The organism is Gordonia tangerina, assembly GCF_021556435.1.
GTDB lineage: Bacteria > Actinomycetota > Actinomycetes > Mycobacteriales > Mycobacteriaceae > Gordonia > Gordonia tangerina.
Window position 1 is genome coordinate 167,253 of the sequence record NZ_JAKGCU010000005.1, and the last position, 19,861, is coordinate 187,113.

Annotated in this window: 18 protein-coding genes; 3 read left to right on the forward strand and 15 right to left on the reverse strand. The window is 68.3% G+C overall.

What is annotated here, in order from left to right:
• Positions 1–49 precede the first annotated feature (49 nt).
• Positions 50–976 carry a hypothetical protein gene (locus L1892_RS08715; protein ID WP_235723196.1) on the forward strand — a complete coding sequence of 309 codons (927 nt, stop codon included), beginning with the start codon at positions 50–52 and terminating at the stop codon, positions 974–976.
• Positions 977–1,074: 98 nt separating this feature from the next.
• Here the strand turns inward: L1892_RS08715 and L1892_RS08720 are convergent, their stop codons facing one another.
• Positions 1,075–1,617 carry a WKL family lipoprotein gene (locus L1892_RS08720; RefSeq protein ID WP_235723197.1) on the reverse strand — a complete coding sequence of 181 codons (543 nt, stop codon included), beginning with the start codon at positions 1,615–1,617 and terminating at the stop codon, positions 1,075–1,077.
• A 240-nt stretch (positions 1,618–1,857) separates the two neighbouring features.
• Here L1892_RS08720 and L1892_RS08725 point away from each other — a divergent pair, with 240 nt between their 5' ends.
• Positions 1,858–2,814: an asparaginase gene (locus L1892_RS08725; RefSeq protein ID WP_235723198.1), complete on the forward strand. Its 957-nt coding sequence runs from the start codon at positions 1,858–1,860 to the stop codon at positions 2,812–2,814.
• A 25-nt stretch (positions 2,815–2,839) separates the two neighbouring features.
• Here the strand turns inward: L1892_RS08725 and L1892_RS08730 are convergent, their stop codons facing one another.
• Positions 2,840–4,234, reverse strand: a complete 1,395-nt coding sequence (locus L1892_RS08730) for a DNA polymerase IV (protein WP_235723261.1) — start codon at positions 4,232–4,234, stop codon at positions 2,840–2,842.
• A 104-nt stretch (positions 4,235–4,338) separates the two neighbouring features.
• Positions 4,339–4,788 (reverse strand): nitroreductase/quinone reductase family protein, encoded by a 450-nt coding sequence (locus L1892_RS08735; RefSeq protein ID WP_235723199.1) that lies wholly within the window; start codon positions 4,786–4,788, stop codon positions 4,339–4,341.
• 112 nt (positions 4,789–4,900) lie between these two features.
• Between L1892_RS08735 and L1892_RS08740 the strand changes: the two genes are divergently transcribed.
• Positions 4,901–5,602, forward strand: coding sequence for a TetR/AcrR family transcriptional regulator (locus L1892_RS08740; protein ID WP_235723200.1), 702 nt, complete (start codon positions 4,901–4,903; stop codon positions 5,600–5,602).
• 13 nt (positions 5,603–5,615) lie between these two features.
• On the opposite strand, the gene sigJ is transcribed toward L1892_RS08740, so the two are convergent.
• The 12 genes from sigJ to murC form a co-directional block, all read right to left on the reverse strand.
• A complete protein-coding gene (gene sigJ / locus L1892_RS08745; protein ID WP_235723201.1) occupies positions 5,616–6,518 on the reverse strand; it encodes an RNA polymerase sigma factor SigJ in 903 nt (300 codons plus the stop codon).
• Entirely contained in the window at positions 6,515–7,708 is a 1,194-nt protein-coding gene (locus L1892_RS08750) for an NAD(P)/FAD-dependent oxidoreductase (RefSeq protein WP_235723202.1), read from the reverse strand. Before L1892_RS08750 ends, sigJ begins: the two co-directional genes overlap by 4 nt.
• Positions 7,709–7,791: 83 nt before the next feature.
• Positions 7,792–11,019: an isoleucine--tRNA ligase gene (gene ileS, locus L1892_RS08755; protein ID WP_235723203.1), complete on the reverse strand. Its 3,228-nt coding sequence runs from the start codon at positions 11,017–11,019 to the stop codon at positions 7,792–7,794.
• A 364-nt stretch (positions 11,020–11,383) separates the two neighbouring features.
• The gene (locus L1892_RS08760; RefSeq protein ID WP_235723204.1) at positions 11,384–12,178 is read right to left on the reverse strand and encodes a hypothetical protein; all 795 of its coding nucleotides are present in this window, start codon (positions 12,176–12,178) and stop codon (positions 11,384–11,386) included.
• A 24-nt stretch (positions 12,179–12,202) separates the two neighbouring features.
• Positions 12,203–13,033, reverse strand: coding sequence for a DivIVA-like cell division protein Wag31 (gene wag31 / locus L1892_RS08765; RefSeq protein WP_235723205.1), 831 nt, complete (start codon positions 13,031–13,033; stop codon positions 12,203–12,205).
• Positions 13,034–13,413: 380 nt separating this feature from the next.
• A complete protein-coding gene (locus tag L1892_RS08770; RefSeq protein ID WP_235723206.1) occupies positions 13,414–13,734 on the reverse strand; it encodes a YggT family protein in 321 nt (106 codons plus the stop codon).
• Between the two features lie 90 nt (positions 13,735–13,824).
• The gene (locus tag L1892_RS08775) at positions 13,825–14,562 is read right to left on the reverse strand and encodes a cell division protein SepF (RefSeq protein ID WP_235723207.1); all 738 of its coding nucleotides are present in this window, start codon (positions 14,560–14,562) and stop codon (positions 13,825–13,827) included.
• Between the two features lie 93 nt (positions 14,563–14,655).
• On the reverse strand, positions 14,656–15,411 hold the full coding sequence (locus L1892_RS08780) for a YggS family pyridoxal phosphate-dependent enzyme (RefSeq protein WP_235723208.1): 756 nt from the start codon (positions 15,409–15,411) through the stop codon (positions 14,656–14,658).
• Positions 15,398–16,132: a peptidoglycan editing factor PgeF gene (gene pgeF / locus L1892_RS08785; RefSeq protein WP_235723209.1), complete on the reverse strand. Its 735-nt coding sequence runs from the start codon at positions 16,130–16,132 to the stop codon at positions 15,398–15,400. The genes L1892_RS08780 and pgeF overlap by 14 nt, the downstream gene beginning before the upstream one ends.
• 8 nt (positions 16,133–16,140) lie before the next feature.
• Positions 16,141–17,313 carry a cell division protein FtsZ gene (gene ftsZ, locus L1892_RS08790; RefSeq protein WP_235723210.1) on the reverse strand — a complete coding sequence of 391 codons (1,173 nt, stop codon included), beginning with the start codon at positions 17,311–17,313 and terminating at the stop codon, positions 16,141–16,143.
• A gap of 190 nt (positions 17,314–17,503) precedes the next feature.
• Positions 17,504–18,220, reverse strand: a complete 717-nt coding sequence (locus L1892_RS08795; protein ID WP_235723211.1) for a cell division protein FtsQ/DivIB — start codon at positions 18,218–18,220, stop codon at positions 17,504–17,506.
• The gene (murC, locus tag L1892_RS08800; RefSeq protein ID WP_235723212.1) at positions 18,217–19,803 is read right to left on the reverse strand and encodes a UDP-N-acetylmuramate--L-alanine ligase; all 1,587 of its coding nucleotides are present in this window, start codon (positions 19,801–19,803) and stop codon (positions 18,217–18,219) included. The genes L1892_RS08795 and murC overlap by 4 nt, the downstream gene beginning before the upstream one ends.
• Between the last annotated feature and the right edge of the window lie 58 nt (positions 19,804–19,861).

Sequence of the window (19,861 nt, forward strand, 5' to 3'; positions counted from 1 at the left end):
CATCATCCACCCCATCATCATCCACGAGCCCTCCAATACGCTGACTGCCGTGTACCCCCGTCGCGCCGGCCTCATCATCACCGCAACCCTGCTGATCGGCCTCACCGCCTGCGGCTCCGACGACCCGAACTCCGACACCGCCGGCCCCGCGACGGCGTCGGCGGGTTGCGCACAGGAGTCGACCTCGGGACTCGACGGGGTGAACCTGCTGCCGATCCCACCTGCGAAGGTGACCGTCCTCGACGCCGGGACCGGCGAGAAGCGTCTCCCCGGCGCGGCACCCGATCGCAGCGCCGCGCAGACGGTGACCGTGACGACGACGTCGACCGTGCGATCGCCGGGTGCCGACGAGGCCCAGACCGTGGAGATGCCGCTGCGCGCACTCTTCCACTGCACCGACTCCACCGATCTGGAGATGACACTGGGCGAGGTCACCTCGCCCGATGCCACGTTGGCCGATCAGCTTGCCGCGACCTCCGGCTCCCGGGCCGGATTGGCGATCGGCCCCGGTTCCATGCCGATCTCGCTGCGTCTGTTGCCCGCCGAGGACGCCGGACCCGAGGCCCGCCTGGCGGTGGAGCAGACGCTGGTCCAAGCACTGCAGATGTCGGTACCGCTGCCGACCGAGGCGATCGGTGCAGGTGCGCGCTGGCGGATCGAACGCACCATCGATTCCGCGGTCACCGTCACCCAACAGATCGACGCCACTCTCACCGCCTGGGACGGCGATCGGATGACGATCGACGTGACCGTGGATCAGACCCCGGTGAATTCGGTTTTCACCGTTCCCGGCGCCGGCGGCTCATTGAACATCGCCCGGTTCAGCAACTCGGGCAACGGTGAGATGACCCTCGATCTGACCCGCGGTCTACCGATCTCGGGGTCGATCGAGCTCAGTGGCGCCCGCGAGCTCGTGGGTGCCGATCCTGCCCGACCGTTGATCCAGCAGACCGGGTTGTCGGTCGGCTGGCAGTGAACGACGTCGCTCCCCCGTTGCGCTCGGGCTGCTTCTGGCGAAGCAGCGGGGCGCCCCGAGGGAGCGACGTGTGGTGACGGGTCGTCAGCGACGAATGATCAGTTGCCCGATTCCGAAGCCGCTGCCGAATCCGTACACATCGGCGTCTGCACATTGTTCGCCGAGATCAGCGGGCAGACGGTGTCGCGCGACAGCTTCCAGCGACCGTCGACGTAGACGATGCTGGCATCGAGCTTCGTCGGCGGGTTGTCGGGGAGCTTGACCTGCACCTTGACCGTGGCCTTGTTGGGCCCGGCCGGGATCACCGGCGGGAAGATCTCGTAGGTGACGTCGGGATTGTCCTGCTTGGCCTTCACAAGTTCATCGAAGATGGCCGGGTCCGCCGCCGAGCCCTCGACGAGTTCGGTCTTCTCCGAGTTCGGCACGTTCGGGTCCAGGGCCTCTTCCAGCATCTGGTTCAGCACCGCCACCGACGGCTGGGTGTCGGGGTCGTTGACGCCCCCGCCCTCGCCCGAGGCGGCTGCGGTCGCCGACGACACCGTCGGGACCTCTGGGACGTCGCTGTCGTCACTGCCACAGGCGGCAACCGATGCCACTGCCCCCGCAATCAACGCGGCGGTCACGATCTTCGGAAACTTCACCGAACATTCCCCTCACTAGTCGTTCGTCCGGTCTGCGTGTTCGTCTCGCAGATCCCGGTGGATTCTGGACGCTCATCCCCTGCGGGGCCGCCAAAACTCCCACCACTATGCCAAACCGACGAGAACGCACCCAACATTCGATGCGGGTCGTCGCACGTCGGAAGCGCAACGGTCGGGAGGCGCCGTGGGTTCCCGGGCCCCGAGACAGTACGCCGCCCCGAGACCATACGCTTGGAACCCATGACGGCCACCCGCATCGTCCTGATCTCGACCGGCGGCACGGTATCGGCCCGGACGACCGCCGACGGCGCGGTTCCGGCCCTGTCCGGGCACGACCTCCTCGGCACGGCCGACGGCGATCACCTCGCGTTCGACGAGGTCGAGGTGACCACGACGGATCTGATGTCCGTGGACAGCTCGGCGATGTCGGTCGCCGACCAGTTCGCGATTGCCGCCGCGGTCCATGACGCCCTCGCCGATCCCGCCGTCACCGGCGTCGTGGTGACCCACGGCACCGACACGATGGAGGAGAGCGCCTACCTCGTCGACCTGTTCCACACCGATGACCGTCCGGTGGTCTTCACCGGAGCGCAACACACCGCGGACTCGCCCACCGCCGACGGTCCGCGCAACATCGCCGATGCGATCCGGGCCGTCGCGACCGCCGACCACCGGGGTCGCGGCGTCCTCGTCGCGATGGGTGGCCGAATCCATTCGGCACGTGGGCTGTTCAAATCCTCCACCACCGCGCTCGAGGCGTTCGACACCGTTCACGACGCCATACCGAGGGTCGTCCTCGACGTAGCGCCACCGGCCACCGGTCACGTCCGAGTCGACTCCTTCGGCCTCTACCCCGGCGTGTCCCCGGGACTCATCGCGGCCGCGATGAGCCAGCACGCGGCGGGAATCGTGCTGGCGGGCACCGGTTCCGGGAACACCCACCCGGACATCACGGCCGAGGTGAGCGCGGCGGTCCGGGAGGGGATCGTGGTCGTGGTGTCCACCCGGGTGCCGTTCGGTCGGGTGGTGCCGACGTACGGGGGCGGCGGGGGTGGGGTCGATCTCGAGCGCGCGGGCGCCATCGTGTCGCGTTGGCTGCGTCCGCCGCAGGCCCGGATCGCGTTGGTGGCGTTGCTCTCCACCGGTGCCACGGCCGAGGAGGTCCGCGGCTTCTTCGCCCGGATCGACCCCGCCTGACCCTGCCGCGCTACGGTTCGGCGGATCAGTCGTCGTCCACTGTGGGACGGACGTCGGGCCACGCGAGGCTGGCGATGGGATCCGCGCGGGCGAGGGCCGGTTCGTCGACCGGGAACGTCACGGCCCGGCCGGGTCCGGTGGCCCGTGTCTCGAATCGCACGGTCACCACACCGTGCCCGCTGCCCTGCACCCAGCCGTGACCGTGTTCAGGGTGTGCCACGTCGGTCCCGGTCTCCCAGCGCAGGGCCGACGTTTCGTCCGGCGGTCCGGCGGTCGGCTCCGCCACGTCGGGTGAGGGACCCGCGGTGACGAACGCCGCCTCCACGTCGTCGACGTCGCCGACCTCGACGACGGCCTCATCGGGCCGGTCGTCCAGGTCGGTGAACAACGAGAACTGCTGCACCGCAGTCAGTCCCGAGTATCCGACGCCGACCAGTCGGATCGGTCCGATGCTGCGCGGATCGAGGGCCAACCGCTGGGCCGCCGTCGAGAGCACCGACAGTTCGCTGGTCGCCGCGGGCAGCGTCGTCGACCGGGTGAGGATCGAGAAATCCGAGCGCCGGAGTTTGAGCACCACGGTCCGCGCGCCCCGGCCGTCGGCGAGCAGCCGCCGGTGCGCGCCCTCGGCGGCGGCGTCGATGGCGGGCCGGAGTTCGTCGAGGTCGACGAGGTCGCGGGGAAAGGTCGATTCAGCGCTGATCTGCTTCGCCGATGCCCGTTCGGTGACCGGACGTTCATCGATGCCCTGGGCCAGACGATGCAGCGCCGGGCCGAGCGTGGCCCCCAGCACCGAGACGACCTCCAGGTCGGACATCGCGGCGAAGTCGCCGATCGTCTCGATGCCGAGCCGATGCAGCCGGTCACCGGAGACGGGACCGATCCCCCACAGCTTGCGCACGGGCAGCGCGTGCAGGAACGCGAGTTCACGGCTCGGTGGAATCGCCATAACCCCATCGGGTTTGGCGAGGCCAGACGCGATCTTCGCGATCTGCTTGCCACTGCCGAACCCGACCGACGCCGAGATGCCCACGGTGTCGCGGATCTGCGCACGGAGCCGTTCGGCGAACGCGGTCACGTCCTCGACGCCGGCGCCGGAGAGTTCCGCGGGCTCGCCGAACGCCTCGTCGAACGACAACATCTCGATCACCGGTATCGCATCCCGCACGAGCCGGAACACCCGGGCACTGACCACCCGGTACACCCCGCCTCGAGGCGGCAGCACCACGACTCCCGAGCCCACGAGTCGTCGCGCCTGGTGCATCGGCATCGCTGACCGGGCACCGAATGCGCGCGCCGCGTAGCTGGCACCGGCAACCACTCCCCTACCGCCGGTGCCGCCCACCAGCACCGGCCGGCCACGCAGGGTCGGGCGAGTCAGCTGCTCCACGGAAGCGAAGAACGCGTCCATGTCGAGATGCATCACCCACCGCGCACTGCGTTCGGTATCGGCGTGCCCGGGCTCGGCCTCGGGCGGGACGGCGGAGTCCACCCCCGCATCGTATGCGGCCGCAGATCGGCGATTCCTCAGCGGATCTCGAAGACGGGCAGGTCGTCGACGTGCCGGGCGAGGGTGGCATCGTCGGGCTCGGTACCCATCCCCTCGGGCAGGAACCGCTTGACCTCCCATCCCCATTTGTCGAGGTAGGCGCGGATGATCGGCGCGCGGTCGGCCGGTGCCACCTCGACCAGCCGGACCGACCGGCGACGACGGCCGCGGCGCAGCTTCGCCGCGTCGTTCACCCGGGCGTTGCGCGCCCATTGGGTGTTGCCGCGCGGCGAGACCAGGTACTCGCGGCCCTCGAACGGCATCGGGTTGACCGGGACGGTCTGGGGCGTGCCGGACTTGCGTCCGGTGACGGTCAGCGTCTGTGCGCCCGCAAGGTTCACCCCGCGTTCGACCAGCCATCGAGCGACCCGGTTGAAGGCGGCATCCATTCCCTTGGGCCCGCGATAGTGCGGCTGAGCTGCGTGCATGATGAGTCCCCTTCGTGAGATCAGAATCGAGAGCACCGCTCTCGTTTTCTAGTGTGCGCGCCCCCGCGGGAAAATTCAAGAGCACTGCTCTCAGTTGTGCGACGATGTCCTCATGGCCACCACCACACGCGCCGCGAATCGGGCGGCGATGGAATCGGAGATCCGACGACTCGGCCGCGAGCACCTGCGCACCTACGGCGCCGCAGGCCTCTCACTCCGTGCGGTCGCCCGCGATCTCGGCGTGGTCTCCTCGGCGGTGTACCGCTATGTCCCGAGCCGCGACGACCTGCTCACGTTGCTGCTGGTCGAGGCGTATTCCGACGTGGCGGACTCCGTCGAGCAGGCGATGGGAGCAGTCCCGCCGGACCGTCATCGGAGCCGGCTACGCGCCGCAACCCGAGCACTGCGCGCCTGGGCAGTCGACGACCCGGCCCGGTGGGCACTGCTCTACGGAAGTCCCGTCCCGGGATACTCCGCCCCCGCCGAGCAGACCGTGGAGCCTGGCACCCGGGTGGTCGCGATGCTCATCAACGAGATCGCTCGCGCGGAGGCCGACGGAGCACTGCAGTGCCGGCAGCAGGACCTGACCGCCGGCCTCCGCAGCGACCTCGCCACGATTCGGGACGAATTCGGCGTCGAACTCTCCGACGCCGCGCTCGTGGTGGCGACCACCCTGTGGTCGACCGCCATCGGTGCGGTCAGCCTCGAGGTGTTCGGCCAGTACGGCGCGAACACCTTCAGCGATCCGGCCGCGTTGTTCGACGTCGCCATCGAGCGCGCACTGGCTCCTCTCGCCGAGGCGCCCCGCGACTGAGCAACGCCGGTGCTCAGCGGGCGATCGGTCGCTCCGTCTCGATCCCGGTCAGCTTCTCCGGATTCCGGACGGCGAAGATGTCGTGCACCACCCCGTCCGCGAAGTCCAGTACGAACACGCCCTGCAGACGGCCGTCGAAGTAGATCCGCAGGCCGGGCAGGCTGTTGAAGATCCCGGCTTCGAGCCGGAAGTCGGGATGTATCGACCCGACCCGGTTGAAGCCCGACAGCAACCGCGCCACCGCGAGCGCGCCCTTGACCGGCCGCCGCACCGCCGTGGCCTTTCCGCCCGAATCGGCGGTGAAGACCACATCCGGCGACAGCAGGGTCATCAGCTGCTCGACATCGCCGGACGACGCGGCCGCCAGAAAGGCCTCGGTCACCTCGGCGGTACGCGCCGAGTCGACCGGCTCGAAGCGATGCCGGCGGGCGTGCACATGCGCCCGGGCGCGGTGCGCCGTCTGGCGCACCGCCGACACGGACTTGCCGACCATGTCGGCGATCTCGTCGTGGGCGAACCCGAAGACCTCCCGGAGCACGAAGACGGCGCGCTCGTCGGGCCCCAGGCTCTCCAGCACGACCAGCATCGCCGTCGAGACCGATTCCGCGAGAACGACATCCTCGGAGGCGTCGCGCTCGTCGAGCAGGATCGGTTCGGGCAGCCACGGCCCGACGTACTCCTCGCGCCTGCGCACGGACGTGCGCAATATGTTGAGTGCCTGGCGGGTGACCACCTTGGCGAGATACGCCTTGCTGTCGGCGACGGCGTCGAGATCGACGTCGGCCCACCGCAGATAACTCTCCTGCAGCACGTCGTCGGCGTCGGTGGCCGAACCGAGGATCTCGTAAGCGACGGTGAACAGCAGTGGCCGCAGTTCGGTGAACCGTTCGACGTGCGCGTCGGTACCGGCCGTCATCCGGTCGCCTCCAGGCGCGGTGGCTCGACGAGTTCGCGTGGCCGGCCGAACGACGGCGTGACACCCGGATGACGCCCTTCCAGGCGCAGGCTCAGGATGACGCCACGGCACACGAGTTCCTTGATCGCAGCGGCGGTACGGCCGGTGATCGCGGTCTCGAGCGGGCTGTCGTCACGTCGCGTCGGCTGGACGACGGCGGCGTGCCGGCCCAGTGAGGTGCACTGCCCGAGGAACGCGAGTGCCACCGGCTTCGGTTGCGTGCCGGCCAGTCTGGCGCGGACGGTGTCGCCGGCGTGCGGACCGAGCTGATTGGCCGCCTGGCAGCTCATCCGGAACGGTTGCCCCGACGGCGCGACGGAATCGCCCGCGCCGACGATACGTGGATCGTCGATGCTGGTGAGGGTCTCGTCGGTGACGAGTCTCCCGATCGCGTCGGTGGTCAGACCGCTCTTCGCGGCGAGGTCGGGAATCCCGAACCCGGTGGCCACGACCGTCGTCGTACTCGGCAGGATCGCGGTCGACTCGCCGGCGGACACCGTCACCGTGTCGGCACCGATGCTGTGCACCCGGTGGTTTTCCAGGATCTCCACGCCGAGCTTGGTCAACCGCCGCCGGGCGATGCGTCGCGAACGGTTACCGAACGACGGGGCGAGCACGCCGCGGCACACCAGACGAACCGACCGTCCGGCGTCGGCGAGCTCGGCGGCCATCTCGATCCCGGTGAGCCCGCCGCCGATGACGGTGATCGACGCGTCCTCGTCGACCTCGGCCAGCCGGGCACGCAGTCGCTCGGCGGCCTCCCATTCGCCGATCGGATAGCCGTGTTCGGCCGCACCCGGAATCGTGTTCGCGGACAACGCGGTCGAGCCGACGGCGTAGACCAGATGGTCGTAGTCGAGCGTGTCACCGCCGGCAAGCTCGACCCGGCCGCCGGCCACGTCGATGCGGGCGGCGGAGTCGACGACCAGACGCACGTCGGGACCGAGTACCTGGTCGAAATCGTGCTCGGCCTCCCCGGTTCCGGTGGCCCATTGATGGAGCCGGATGCGGTGGACGAAACGTGGGCGCGGGTTGACCAGCACCACGTCGGGTGCCGGTTCGGTACCTGCGCCGGCGATCCGGTTGGCGGCCATGGTCCCGGCGTAGCCTCCGCCGAGGACGACGACCCGCGGGCGTCGAGTGGTCTTCATGGGTTGCTCCTCTCGAAAAAGGTGGACAACCTCTGAGACACCGTACGCCCGCGGGACGTGACAGAGAGTGACTCAGATCACACTCAGGCGCGCGCCATCTTCGCCACGTCTGCGGTGACCCCGTCGCCGAGTTCGACGCCACCCGCCGCACCGGCTTCCGCGTCCACGACGTCGAAGGAGACCGCGAGAATCTCACCGGCGATCAGATCGGCGTGCGTCCGTGCCCAGTCGGCGCGGTTCGCCGGCACCACGAGCCGGACGCCGATCCGATCGGAGACGTCGAGACCGAGAGTGCGCCTGGCGTCCTGCAGTTCGCGGATGCGGTCCTTGGCCCAACCCTCGGCCTCGAGTTCCGGGGTGACGGCCGTGTCGAGGACGACCAGGCCGCGGCCGCCGGGCAGTTCCGCGGTCGAGTCCGGCTCCACGGCGACCAGGCGGCGGGTGTATTCACCGTCGTGTAGTTCTATACCGCCGGCGATGACGACCTCGCTTCCGTCGGCTCCTGCACCGACTGTCCAATCCCCGCTCTTGACGGCCTTGATGGCGGCCTGGACATCCTTGCCCAGGCGCGGTCCGGCCGCACGCGCGTTGACCGCGATCTCGTAGCGCCCGTAGTCATCCGCGTCCGTGGCCAGTGACACCGACTTCACGTTCATCTCGTCGGCGATCAGGTCCCGATACGGCGTGAGCTGTTCGGCCGTCGGCGACGCGACGGTCAGACCCGGTAGCGGCAACCGCACTCGCAGTTTGTTGGCCTTGCGCACGCTGGATGCGACCGAGCAGACCTCCTGCACCTCATCCATGGCCGCTACCAATGCGGTGTCCGCGGGCAGGTCGTCGGCCGCGGGCCAGTCCGTCAGGTGCACCGACCGGCCACCGGTCAGACCGCGCCAGATCGCCTCGGTGGCCAGCGGTAGCAGCGGAGCGGCCAGGCGAGCGGCCACCTCCAGCACCGTGTAGAGGGTGTCGAACGCGTCCGGATCGTCGTCCTGCCCGGCCCAGAACCGAGCCCGGGAGCGGCGTACGTACCAGTTGGTCAACGACTCGACGAACTCCCGGAACGCCTCGCAGGCACCGGCGATGTCGAAGGTGTCGAGTGCCTCGGTCATCGTGTCCCGGGTGACCGCGAGCTTGGCCAGGATGTAGCGGTCGAGGACGTGGGTGGAGTCCGTCCGCCACGTCGCGGGTCGCTCGGCGTAGAGCTGCAGGAAGCTGTAGGCGTTCCACAACGGCAGTAGCGCCTGGCGAACTCCTTCCCGGATACCGCGTTCGGTGACCACGAGGTTGCCACCACGCAGCACCGGCGATGCCATCAGGAACCAGCGCATGGCATCGGAGCCGTCGCGATCGAACACCTCGTTGACGTCGGGGTAGTTCCGCTTGGACTTCGACATCTTCTGGCCGTCGTCGCCGAGCACGATCCCGTGGGCGATGACGCTCTTGAACGCCGGCCGGTCGAACAGTGCGGTGGCCAGCACGTGCAGGTTGTAGAACCAGCCGCGACTCTGCCCGTTGTACTCGACGATGAAGTCGCCCGGGTTGTGCGGCACATCGCCCGAGTCGCTGTTGCCGTCGAACCAGTCGGCGTTCTCGAACGGATAGTGCACCTGCGCGAACGGCATCGATCCCGACTCGAACCAGCAGTCGAACACCTCCGGCACCCGGCGCATGGTGGAATTGCCGGTCGGGTCATCGGGATTGGGACGCGTCAGCTCGTCGATGTAGGGCCGGTGCAGATTGTCCGGCCGGACGCCGAAGTCACGTTCGAGCTCGTCGAGGGAACCGTAGACGTCAGTACGCGGGTGCTCCGGGTCGTCGGAGATCCACACCGGGATCGGCGCGCCCCAGAAGCGGTTCCGGCTGATGTTCCAGTCACGGGCACCCTCGAGCCACTTGCCGAACTGGCCGTCGCGGATGTGCTCCGGCGACCAGGTGATCTGCTTGTTCAGCTCGAGCATCCGGTCCTTGATCGGGGTGACCGCGACGAACCACGACGGAACCGCCATGTAGATCAACGGCTTTCCCGACCGCCACGAGTGCGGATAGGAGTGCTCGATGGTCTCGTGACGCAGGATCTTCCCGATCGCCTTCAGGTCCTTGATGATCGCCGGATTGGCGTCGAACACCATCTGGCCCTCATAGGGCGGCACCTGCGCGGTGAACCGGCCGCCCGGATCCAGCGGCTGCACGACCTCGATGCCGTTGGCCATCGCGAGGTCCATGTCCTCCTCGCCGAACGCCGGCGCGAGGTGGACGACGCCGGTGCCGCTGTCGGTGGTCACGTAGTCACCGAGCAGCACCCGGTGCGCGTTGGGATGACCGACGAAGAAGTCGAATGGCGGCAGGTAGGACATTCCCTCCAGATCCGCGCCGCCGTAGCTGCCGAGGATCTCGGGCTCGACGATCTCCTTGGCATAGCCGGCCAGCAGCGCCTTCGCGAGCAGGTACTCCTGGCCGTCGGCCGCACGGACGTGTACGTACTCGACATCCGGGTTGACCGCGATCGCCAGGTTGGACGGCAGCGTCCACGGCGTGGTGGTCCAGATCAGTGCGTTGACGCCGTCGAGTTCGGGGTGGGCATCGGTGCCGACGAGCGGCATCCGCACGGTGACGGCCGGGTCCTGACGCATCCGGTAGGCGTCGTCGAGCTTGGACTCCTGGTTGCTCAGTGGCGTCTGCTCGTACCAGCTGTAGGGCAGCACCCGATAACCCTGGTAGACCAGACCCTTGTCGTGGAGACGTTTGAACGCCCACATGACCGACTCCATGAAGTCAAGATCGAGCGTCTTGTAGTCGTTGTCGAAGTCCACCCACCGGGCCTGGCGGGTGACGTAGTCGCGCCACTCACCGGTGTAGCGCAGCACCGAGTCACGGCAATAGTCGTTGAACTTCTCCATGCCCATCGACTCGATCTGCGACTTGTCGGTGATGCCGAGCTGACGCTCCGCCTCGAGTTCGGCGGGCAGACCGTGGGTGTCCCAACCGAAGCGACGCTCCACGCGCTTGCCGCGCATCGTCTGGTACCGCGGTACCAGATCCTTGACGTAACCGGTGAGCAGATGCCCGTAGTGCGGCAGGCCGTTGGCGAACGGCGGGCCGTCGTAGAAGACGAACTCCTCGGCGTCGGCCCGGTTCTCGATGGAAGCGGCGAAGGTGTCGTCGCCGGCCCAGTAGGCCAGAACATGCTGCTCGACGTCCGGGAAGGACGGAGCGCTGCGACCGCCGCCGGCGGTCATGTCGACGACGGGATAGACGCGGGCGTCGGCGAACGTATCCACCTGCGGGGCCTCGGGTCGGACGGTGTCGGCCATGATGCTTCTCCTCGTGCCTGGCATGTGCGCAACTGCTCTGGCACGGGGACGCTCACCGGCTGATTCGACGATCATCCGATCCGCGCGGTACCACCCCGCTTGCGGTGAACGCCCTCTGAGCCGTTCACCGCCACTCACCGGCCCGCGATGCGGCGCGAGCCCACGGCTGTCACGGGCCGCTCCCGCCCGGTTCTACTGAGAACCTGCCACGCTGCGGTGTCGGTCCCGTTCTTCCGAGTGCTCCCCGGTGATGGCCGGATCCACGCAGCAACGAGTGTAGCCGTCACCGGCCGCGCACGACGAATCGCTGGTGCGTCCGGCGGGGCCGAACGCCGAGGTGACGGCGGCGTGGACCCGACCGCGGTCAGTCGAGCGGCGGGCGCCAGTTGGGATCCAACGGATCGAACCGTGCCCGGCGCTGCTCCCGTGGCTCGTCCGACGCATCGGATTCCTGGCCGTGAGTCGGCGACGTGGACGACGCGGACGGGGATGGCGAAGAAGACGATGGCGAGGAAGGCGATCGCGAGGACGGGAAGGACTCCGTGACGTCGTCGTCGTGACGGCCGGCACCACCGGTGGGTGCACCGTGGGTCCCGGGTGCAGGCTGCGGCGCGGGATAACCGCCCACCGACCTCAGATAGTCGTCATAACCACCGTCTCGACCGACCCCGGCTTGTGTCGGCGACTGCGGCGCCCGCCCGTGGCGGCCGACTCCCGGCGGACCCGGCGGCGGGACCGGACTCTGCGGGGTCGGCGCTGCGGCTGACCCGTACTGCGACGGCGGTATCGGTGCCTGGGGTGTCGGTGACGGGGGTGTCGGTGACTGGGGCACCGGTGACTCGGGTGTCGGCGACTGGGGCACCGACGAATGCGGCCGGGCGACCGGCTCGTCGTCGATGCGACGATCGGCCGGGGTGCCCCGGTCACCCGACTCGCCGTCCGGCGTCTGCCCTTCGGCCTGATCAGAGTCGACGAAGTCGGCCAGTGTGGGCTCGTCGTCGCCGCGGCGCCCGGCCCCGACCACATCTGCGATCAGGAAGCCGAGGCCCGCCAGACAAACCACGATGCATGAGATCGCCAGCCATACGGTGCCGGTGATCAGGCCCAACACCAGCAACACGAACCCCACGAGCGTCGCCGCGAGGGCCAGTGTCAACACCAGAAACCTCCCGCTGGTCCCGGATCAGCTCGGGGAGTAGCTGGTGAAACCACCGTTGCCGGGATCTGATGAGAACGAATCGGACCGGCCACCCTCGACCGGAGCGGCGCTACCGCGCTGCTGCAGTTCCTCCAGCTGGGACTCCAGGTAGGTCTTGAGACGAGTGCGGTACTCGCGTTCGAAGGTCTTCAGCTGCTCGATCCGACCCTCGAGCACGGTGCGCTGCTGATTGATCGTGCCCATGATCTCGCTGTGCTTGCGCTCGGCGTCGCTCTGCAGCGCGTCGGCCCGCTCCTGGGCCTGGCGGACCTGGGCCTCCGAGCGGGTCTGCGAGTCGGCGAGGATGGCCTCCGACCGCTGTCGGGCATCCGACAACAGGGCGTCTGCCTTGGACTGCGCCTCCGACACCATGGCGTCGGCACGCGAACGCGCGTCAGCGACCAGCGAATCCGCCTCTTGACGAGACGTCGAGGTCAACCGGTCCGCGGTGTCCTGGGCCAAGGCCAACACCCGCGCCGCGCGCACGTTCGCATCGTCGTCGCTGAACTCGGGCTGCGGTGCGGCCGCAGGGGCCGGCGCCTCGGCGACCGGGGCCGAGGCGAACACCTGGGTCCGCTCCTCGGCCGACGGCGCGGCGGCCGACTTGGCGGCGGGTGCGCCCGACCGTGCGTCGGCGAGGTCGCCTTCGAGCTCCTCGACGCGCTGCTTCAGGTCGCCGTTCTCCTCGATGAGTCGCGCCAGTTCGGCCTCGACAAAGTCGAGGAACTGATCAACTTCATCCTCGTTGTAGCCGCGTTTACCGATAGGCGGTTTGCTGAACGCGACGTTGTGCACATCAGCTGGTGTCAGCCGCATGTCGGTTCCCCTCATTTGTCAGTCGAACTGTCTGTATTTGGTAGGCCGGATCAAGCCCGTATTCAGTTGGCAGCATCACCCGCTCGACGACCGTCTCAGCCAGTGTTCGACACTCGCCGCTCTCCACATCGAGAGTCATGGGTCTGCACAGTCTTTGCTACAGGCTGTCACTGTTTATTCATACCAGTCCACTGGGTAACTGGCGTCAAATCCTGTCACACGAGAACCGTTCGTAGCAGACGATCGATACTGTCTCGCAATCGAACGGTCACTCGACGATGACACTCAACGGTAAACCACTGCGGGCCGATGGTCACGAAGTGGTCACGGTTGGCGTGTCGGAAACGATGAGTCAGCGAGCGCCAAGCGGAGTGCAGAACTCACCCGAGCCCGACCAGAGCCGAGGCCGAACTGCGACTGAGCGAACTGACCACCTGCATCGCGATGAGCACCACGATCATCACGATCATCAGGGACAGATCCAGGCGCACGGGCCCCAGCGGGATGGGCGGCAACACGCGACGCAGCGCACGGATCGGCGGGTCGGTCGCGGTGAACACGATCTCGATGACCACCACCGCCACACCGGTGGGTCGCCATTCACGCGCAAACGACCGGACCAGCTCCACGACGAGTCGCGCGAGCAGCAGCAGCCAGTAGATGAACAGGACGTAGTACAGAACCTGGAACAGAATCGTCACGACTCAAGGTTGCCTGATATGTCGCACCCGCGCCGCAGCCCCCCGCTGACCGGCGTCGGAGCGCTTGTGGTGCGCGAGTGCGAGCGCGGATCAGGAGTGGTTGTAGAAGCCGGTCTCGGCAATCTTGCGTCGATCCTCCGGCGAGACGTCGACGTCGGCGGGCGAGAGCAGGAACACTTTGGTGGCCACCTTGTCGAAGGAACCCCGAAGCGCGAACGCCAATCCGGCGGCGAAGTCGACGAGCCGCTTGGCGTCGTCGTTGCTCATGTCGACGAGATCCATGATCACCGGGTTGCCATCGCGGAACCGCTCACCGATCGTGCGGGCCTCACCGTAGTCCGAGGGCCGCAGCGTGGTGATCTTGTGCAGGGGCCCGTCGGCGAAGACCCGCTCGAGCTCGGCGCGCTGATCTGAACCCGCGGCCGAACGCGCGACCCCGGCGGTGCGCATCCCCGATCGCTGCAACGGTTCGAGTCGATGCGGAGCCCGCATCCGATCGACCGGCTCGCCTCCGTGCCGCCCCCCGGCATAGGCGTACTCCGGGACCGGCTCGAAACCCGCGTCATAGCCGTTGGGGTCGTAGCCGGCAGGCGCGAAGCCCTGTGGTTCGAACTCCCCGGGAAAGCGTCGGTCGTCGACGTAGGCAAAGTCGGCGTCGCGGGGACCGTCGCGGAAGCCGGGTTCGCGATAGCTCGCGTCACCGTAGTACTCGTCCCGATAGGAACGTCCACCGCGAACAGGACCACCCGGCTCCTCCAGGTAGTCGTCTTCGTAGTCACCCGGAGGCACCATGCCGAAATATGCCTTGAACTTCTGCATCGTGGTCATAGCTGGCCTCTCTGTCGTCCAACGCTGCCGGGGAGCAGTGCAGTGGTGCAGTTGTTGATCTTGGTTTCGTTGGTTCTCGTGTGACCAATGTGATTACTGAGAGACTAACGGCCGCGGCCCCATGATCGCGGTACCGACACGCACGCATGTCGATCCGTGCGCCACCGCTTCCTCGAGGTCACCCGACATGCCGGCAGAGAGCTCCCGGGCGTCGGGATGGTCGGACACGAACGCGGCGTGGATCTCCTGCGCGCGGGCCATCCATCGCTGCGCTGCACCGTCCACCGGCGCGATCACCATCAGCCCCTGCAGGGTCAGTCCATGAGCGCCCCGGACGTGTTCGGCCAGCTCCGGCAGCTCCTCCACCGTGACCCCGCCGCGGTGCGGATCACCATCGAGACTGACCTGGAGCAGGATGCCGAGGTCCGCGCTGCGCGAACCGGTGTCGCAGGCCTCCTGGACCCCAGACGACAGGGCGTCGACGACCTTTGCGCGATCGACCGAGTGCACCGTTCGCGCCCACCGCGCAACGGATTTCGCTTTCTTCGACTGAACACTGCCGATCATGTCGAACTCGGCGGCCGCCACCGCGGCGTCGGTCGCGTCGGCCTGCCGGAGTTCGGCGATCTTGCGGCCCGCCTCGGGCTCGCGCGACTCGCCGAAGGTCCGCACCCCGAGGCCGATCAGGTGGCGGACATCTGCAGCCGGGAAGAACTTCGTGACCACCAGCAATTGCACGTCACCGGGACTGCGTCCGGCGGCCGCGACCGCGGCATCGAGTCGCTCGCGAACGGCCGTGTACCCGCGCGCCAGCTCCGCTCGCCGCGCGTCTGACTCAGGTGGGGTCATCGCCGTTCCCGGGCGCGACCGGATCGATCCAGATCACCGACGCCAACCGGCCCGTCGGGGCGCCCCGCCGGTGACTGAAGAGCTCGGGGTCCTCGATCGTGCAACGCGGATCGGCAGCCACTGCGGCAACTCCGGCCGCGAGCAACTGCCGTCGCAATCCGGCGCGCAAGTCCAGTCCACTGGTCCCCTTCTCGGTGACACATGCACTGCCCGGGAGATGCTCTTCGACATCTCGCTGCATAGGGGCCGGCACCTCGTAGTGCCGCCCGCTGGCGGCCGGTCCGAGCAGTGCCCCCATCCGTTCCGGGCGAGCACCGAGCCGAATCATCTCGCGCAGCGTCGCGGGCACGATCCCTACTCGGGCGCCGACCCGTCCGGCATGGATTCCCGCGATCACGCCTGCCTCGTCATCGGAGAGCAGCACCGGGACGCAGTCGGCCGACAGCACCGCCAGCGCCAGCCCCGGCTCCGTGGTGACGAGCGCATCGGTGGCCGGGACCGGTTCGTCGACCGGCCCGGTGACGACCGTGACGTTGCGGCTGTGGATCTGCTCCATCCAGACGATCCGCCCCGGTGCCAGACCGATCTGCTCGGCCAGCCGAGCGCGATTGTTCGCGACTGACTTCGGATCATCCCCCACGTGGTCGCCCAGGTTGAACGAATCGTAGGGCGCCACCGAGACGCCGCCGGAGCGACTGGTGACCACTCGGCGTACCCGCACAGCGCGGCTCAGCGCTTCATGAACGACGGCACGTCGACGTCGTCATCGTCGAGGGTGACGTTGTTGCGGCGCGGCCGCTCGGGCTGCTCCTCGGTGAACGGATCCCCCGACCCGGTCGGCATCTTGCCGAACAGCGGGTCGTTGTCCTTCGACGGGGACGCCACGGACCCGGCCTGACCGGACCCGACCGTCGACTTGCCTGCCGCTGCCGGGACGTCGGTGCGCTTGCGCGGTGCGCCGCCGTCGAATCCGGCCGCGATCACCGTGACGCGGACCTCGTCGCCGAGGTTGTCGTCGATGACCGTGCCGAAGATGATGTTGGCGTCCTCGTGGGCCGCCTCCTGCACCTGCGTGGCGGCGTTGTGGATCTCGAACAGTCCGAGGTCACTGCCACCGGCGATCGAGATGAGCACTCCGCGAGCACCTTCCATCGACGCCTCGAGCAGCGGCGAGTTGATGGCCGCCTCGGCGGCCTTCTTCGCCCGGTCCTCACCACGGGACGACCCGATACCCATCAACGCGCTGCCGGCGTCACTCATCACGCCCTTGACGTCGGCGAAGTCGACGTTGATCAGACCGGGGGTGGTGATCAGATCTGTGATGCCCTGAACACCGTTGAGCAGTACCTCGTCTGCGCTGCGGAACGCGTCCATCAGGCTGACCTGCGCGTCACCGAGCTGCAGCAGCCGATCGTTGGGGATCACGATCAGGGTGTCACAGGACTCCCGCAGGGCAGTGATGCCCGCTTCGGCCTGGCCGCCACGACGCTTGCCCTCGAAGGAGAACGGCCGGGTGACCACGCCCACGGTGAGGGCGCCGAGTTTGCGAGCGATGGACGCGACCACCGGCGCACCACCGGTGCCGGTGCCACCGCCCTCCCCCGCGGTCACGAAGACCATGTCCGCGCCCTTGAGGAGTTCCTCGATCTCGTCGCGGGCGTCCTCGGCGGCACGGCGTCCGACCTCGGGATCGGCACCCGCGCCGAGACCGCGGGTCGAGTCACGTCCGACGTCGAGCTTGACGTCGGCGTCACTCATCAGCAGGGCCTGCGCGTCGGTGTTGATCGCAATGAACTCAACACCTTTCAGCCCCTGCTCGATCATTCGGTTGACGGCATTGACGCCGCCGCCGCCGATGCCGACGACCTTGATCACGGCCAGGTAGTTGTGCGGTGGCGTCATGTGCCCGCCTTCCTCGTTCGATCCGAAACCCTAAACCTGAACCATAGATTTAGAGTTATGTCAAGTAGTTGGATGTTGGGGATGACGCTAGGCATCCGATGGCCGGGCCGCCAGCAAGCGCGCGGCGTGTCGCGAACTTGACCGGCATTTTTTGCTCAACCCAGTGATTCGGATGCGCCGCGCCACGGAATCACTTGAACGCGGGAAACTCCGGACTCGAGACGTTGTACGTGGAAGCGGGGCGCGTGAGGATGGCGGTGAGGGTGCGGGCCTTCTCCGCGCCGCGTTCGCTGTCCCCCCACACGACGGTCTTGTCACCCTTCAACGTGAACTGGATGTCGACCGGCGACGACGCCGTGACCGCGACGAGTTGACCGGAGATGGATTCCGGGAGTTCATGGACCGCACGCAGTGTGGCCACCGTGGTGGGGTCGCTGGGACCCGGGTTGGGTGTGGAGAACTCGGGCAAAGCGTTCACCTCAGGTGGCACACCGGTCGTGCTGTCGTAGGTCAGGTAACCGACCCCGGACCGGTCGAGCACGTGGACCTTCTGCCCATCGGTCACCTTGACCACCGGCTGACGCTCCACCACGGTGATGGTCAACGACGACGGGTAGCTGCGCTGCACCCGCACCGACTCGATGGACGGGATCGCCGCGATGCGCTGCGCGACAGCCGCGGTGTCGACCTGCAGCAGCGGAGTCCCGTCGGCCACGTCGGCGGCACCCACGATCTGATCTGCCGGCACCGCCTGGTTGTCTCGGACATCCGTCGAGCGGACGGCCATCAGCGGGGTGTAGTAGGCGATGAGCCCGAGCCCCACCACCACCACGATGACCGCCAAGGTGCCCAGCAGCAATCGTGGGCGAGGAAGAGTACGCCCGGTGCGTGCCCCGGGGGTGGTCACGGTGGGGATCCCGCGGCGTCAGCAGGTGCCGGTCCGCTCACGGTCGGCGGCATCTGTGCCTCGGCGCCGGGAGCGCGGCGCAGTTCGGCAAGGATCTCGGGCCCCTGCATGGTGATGTCGCCGGCGCCGAGTGTCAGCACGACGTCGCCAGGTTTGACCCGATCGACGACGAGCTGCGCCAACGTCGAGAGATCCGGCACGAAGAACGCCGGTCGGTGCACCCGATCGGCGATCGTCGCGCCGCTCACACCGGGGATCGGTTCTTCCCGGGCCCCGTACACATCGGCGATCACCACCTCGTCGGCGAGGTCGAGGGCCGCCGCGAACTCGTCGGCAAACTCACTTGTGCGCGAGTAGAGATGGGGCTGAAAGACCGCGATCACCCGGCCACCGTCGTCGCCACCCGGCGCTTCGACCGCCTCGGCGGCTCTGCTCTCGACGGCCTGTCGTGCCGCGGTGAGCACGGCCCGTACCTCCGTCGGGTGATGCGCGTAGTCGTCGTACACCTCGACGCCGCCGGCGCGGCCACGCAACTCGAAGCGCCGATGCACCCCACTGAACGCCGCCACCCCGTCGATGACCGACGACAGCGCACTGCCGGTCACCCGACAGGCGACGGCGGCACCGATGCAGTTGAGCGCCATGTGCTTACCGGGCACCGTCAACTGCATATCGCGTTCGGCGGTGGGCTCTGCCACCGGCGCACCGAACCGCACCCGGGCCAGTCCGCCGGCACCGCGCGGCGACCAGGACACCAGCTCGGCGACATTCGACACCGACGGCGCGAGTGCGGCGTGACGACCCTCGCCATAGCCGAGGACGGCGACGCCGCGTTCGGCAAGCCCATCGGCACATCGTCCCGCGAAGGCCGCTGCGCCCTCGTCGTCAAGGCACACCACCAGCGACCCACCCGGCCGAATCCGCTCGGCGAAGGCATCGAAAACCTGCACATAGGCTTCCCGGGTCCCGAAGAAGTCGAGATGATCCGCCTCGATGTTGGTGACCACCGCAACATCGGGTTCGTACTCGAGCAGGGATCCGTCACTCTCGTCGGCCTCCGCGACGAAGATCGGGCCGCTGCCGTGGTGGGCGTTGGTGCCTGACTCGTTCAGCTCGCCGCCCACCGCGAACGACGGGTCCTGACCGCAATGCTGCAGGGCCACCACAGCGATCGAGGTGGTCGAGGTCTTGCCGTGGGTGCCCGCGATCAACACCGTGCGGTAACCGGCCATCAGCTGCGCGAGGACGTGCGGACGCAGCAGGATGGGGATGCCGCGTGAGCGCGCCGCGACCAGCTCCGGATTCGTCTTCGGGATCGCGGCGTGGGTGGTGACCACGGCGGTGGGCCCGCCGGGCAGCTGATCAAGCGCCGACGGATCGTGGCCGACCTGGATCCGGGCGCCCCGGGTGCGCAGGGCGAGGATGCCGCGGCTGTTCTTCGCGTCCGATCCCGACACCCGACCGCCGCGGGCCAGCAGGATTCGGGCGAGCCCACTCATCCCGGCGCCGCCGATCCCGACCATGTGCACTCGCCGCAGCATCTCCGGCAGGTCGCCGACGGGGGCGATCGGTCCGCTGCTCATCGTCTCACCTCCGCAGCCGAGCGCCGGCGAGCGCCGCCGGTCACGTCCAGTCCTCTGC